This is a genomic window from Bradyrhizobium sp. Crot121 (assembly GCF_059512385.1).
On record NZ_JCAMOR010000303.1, the window covers coordinates 1 to 744 of the forward strand.

Annotated in this window: 1 pseudogene; it reads left to right on the forward strand. The window is 56.2% G+C overall.

Annotated features, from left to right (window positions below):
- Positions 1 to 552 precede the first annotated feature (552 nt).
- Positions 553 to 744 (forward strand): annotated as a pseudogene (locus tag AC5ZGW_RS46660) (group II intron reverse transcriptase/maturase); the annotation flags it as partial.

The window sequence follows — 744 nt, forward strand, 5'->3', positions numbered from 1 at the left end:
GCAGAAGCACACAGAAAGGATGATCGTGATGATCTGATAATCTGTGAGCACAAGCTGTGACAGCGATGAGGGAGGGCCCCTCGGGATCGGCTTTCAGGAGCAGGTCCCAAATCACTTCAAGCGGCTTCGCTTAAGAGGCGCGGTCGTGAGCGTTGAAGCTAACGATCGGGAAATACCCGAGCGGATAAGCATCCGAGAGACGAATGAAAATGAACCCGCCGATGAAGCGTCGTAACGTGGAAATCGTCGTCAAAACCAGAGGTGTGTCGTCCCTCTGGGATCAGTCCGCTGGAAGCCTGATGATTGGGCGGGCGGCGACCGGCGTTGAGGGGGCGTGAATCGGATGCAGGCGTTGTCACGGAACTGCAGGAACCAGTCGCTCCGATGCAAAGGGAGAAGCACAAGCGGAGAAAACCGCGAGGCAAGAGTACCGATGCGGAGCACTGGGGCGGACCGATCCGTACAAGTGACGAAGGCTCGTAATGGGGCTGGAGCGAAGGGATCGGATCAGGTGGGCTGGCCATCGTTGCAACTGGCAACAGGAGGACGGCGGTGAACCAGCCAAGCAAACCGTTCAACATCGACAAAAGAAAGGTGTACGAAGCGTATCTGCAGGTGCGATCTAATGGTGGCGCAGCCGGTGTCGACGGAGTGACGATTGAGGAATTTGAATCCGACTTGAAGAGTAACCTCTACAAGATTTGGAATCGAATGAGCTCAGGCGCCTACTTCCCGCCACCTGTT